The sequence below is a fragment of the Paracoccus benzoatiresistens genome (assembly GCF_026913015.1).
GTDB lineage: Bacteria > Pseudomonadota > Alphaproteobacteria > Rhodobacterales > Rhodobacteraceae > Paracoccus > Paracoccus benzoatiresistens.
The window spans coordinates 1-1,778 of the sequence record NZ_JAPTYD010000142.1; the positions used below are offsets into that span (position 1 = coordinate 1).

2 protein-coding genes are annotated in these 1,778 nt (G+C 67.2%); both read right to left on the bottom strand.

Going from position 1 to position 1,778, the window contains the following annotated elements; all coding sequences use genetic code 11:
- Positions 1–1,502 (bottom strand): tripartite tricarboxylate transporter permease (locus OU682_RS23825; protein ID WP_268944658.1); only part of this gene is annotated, 1,502 nt, incomplete at its 3' end.
- A 10-nt stretch (positions 1,503–1,512) separates the two neighbouring features.
- Positions 1,513–1,778: tripartite tricarboxylate transporter TctB family protein (locus OU682_RS23830; RefSeq protein ID WP_268944659.1), on the bottom strand; the 266-nt coding region annotated here is incomplete at its 5' end.

Below are 1,778 nucleotides of genomic sequence, written 5' to 3' on the forward strand. Positions count from 1 at the left end.
TCGCTTTCGGTGAAGACTTCGTCGCGGCGCTTGCGGATCTGGGGCAGGAAGACCAGCACCAGGATGGCCACCGACAGCAGCAGCAGGCCTGCGCTGATGGGGCGGGTCAAGAAGGTGGTGGGATCGCCCCGCGACAGGATCATCGCCCGGCGCAGGTTTTCCTCGAGCAGCGGGCCCAGCACGAAGCCCAGCAGCAGGGGCGCGGGCTCGCAGCGCAGCTTGGACAGGACGTAGCCCAGCAGGCCGAAGAAGGCGACGGCGAACAGGTCGTAGGTGTTGGAATTCACCGAATAGACCCCGATCGAGCACATCGCCATGATGATCGGGAACAGCACGTAATAGGGCACGGTCAAGAGCTTCACCCAGAGCCCGATCAAGGGCAGGTTGAGCACGACCAGCATCAGGTTGCCGATCCACATGGAGGCGATGATGCCCCAGAACAGCTCCGGCTGCTCGGAAACCACGTTTGGCCCCGGCACGATGCCCTGGATGATCATCGCGCCGATCATCAGCGCCATCACTGGGTTCGCGGGGATGCCCAGCGTCAGCAGCGGGATGAAGCTCGTCTGCGCGCCCGCGTTGTTGGCGGACTCTGGCCCGGCCACACCGGCCAGCGCGCCCTTGCCGAACTCCTCGGGGTGCTTCGACAGCTTCTTTTCGACCGTGTAGCTGGCAAAGGCCGCCAGGATGGCCCCGCCGCCGGGCAGGATGCCCAGGACCGAGCCCACGCCCGTTCCGCGCAGCACCGGGCCGATCATCTGGCGGAATTCCTCGCGCGAGGGGAACAGGCGGGTGATGTTCCTGGTCATCACCTCGCGGTCGTGTTCGTCCTCCAGGTTGCGCAGGATCTCGGCGATGCCGAAGACGCCCACGGCGACGGCCACGAAGTTCAGCCCGTCCGCGAACTGGGTCATGCCCATCGTGAAGCGCGGCGCGCCGGTATAGACATCGGTGCCGACCATGCCCAGCAGCAGGCCCAACACCACCATGGCCAGCGCCTTCAGCACCGATCCGTGGGCGAGCGCCACCGACATCACCAGGCCCATGACCATCAGGCTGAAGTATTCCGCCGCGCCGAATTTCAGCGCGATGGCGGTCAGCGGGGGCGCGAAGATCGCCACCAGGAAGGTCGCCACGCTGCCCGCGAAGAAGGACCCGATGGCGGCAACGGCCAGGGCCGTGCCCGCCCGGCCGCGCTTGGCCATCTGGTAGCCGTCGATGGCGGTGACCGCCGAGGAGCTTTCGCCCGGCATGTTGATCAGGATCGCCGTGGTCGATCCGCCGTATTGCGCGCCGTAATAGATCCCCGCCAGCATGATCAGCGAGGAGACGGGTTCCAGCTGGAAGGTGATCGGCAGCAGCATGGCGATGGTGGCGGTGGCGCCGATGCCGGGCAGCACGCCGATCAGCGTGCCCAGCAGCACGCCGATCAGGCAGAAGGCCAGGTTCGCCAGCGACGAGGCGACGCCGAAGCCCAGGGCGAGGTTGGAAAGCAGGTCCATGCGCGCGCCCTTACACTGGCAGCCAGGGGCCGAAGCGCCGGAACGGCAGGCCCAGGCCATAGGAGAAGATCAGCGTGGACAGGATCGTGACCGCCACCGCCAGCACCAGAGCCGCCAAGGGCCGCATCCGCGCCGAGGCCTGCGAGGCGATCAGCGTGGTGATGAAGAGGGCGGGCACGAAGCCGAGGCCCCGCACCGTCAGGCCGAAGAAGATCGGCGCGGGCAGGATGAACAGGATGCCGCGCCAGGCGATGCGCCCGAAGGGTTCGTCATCGG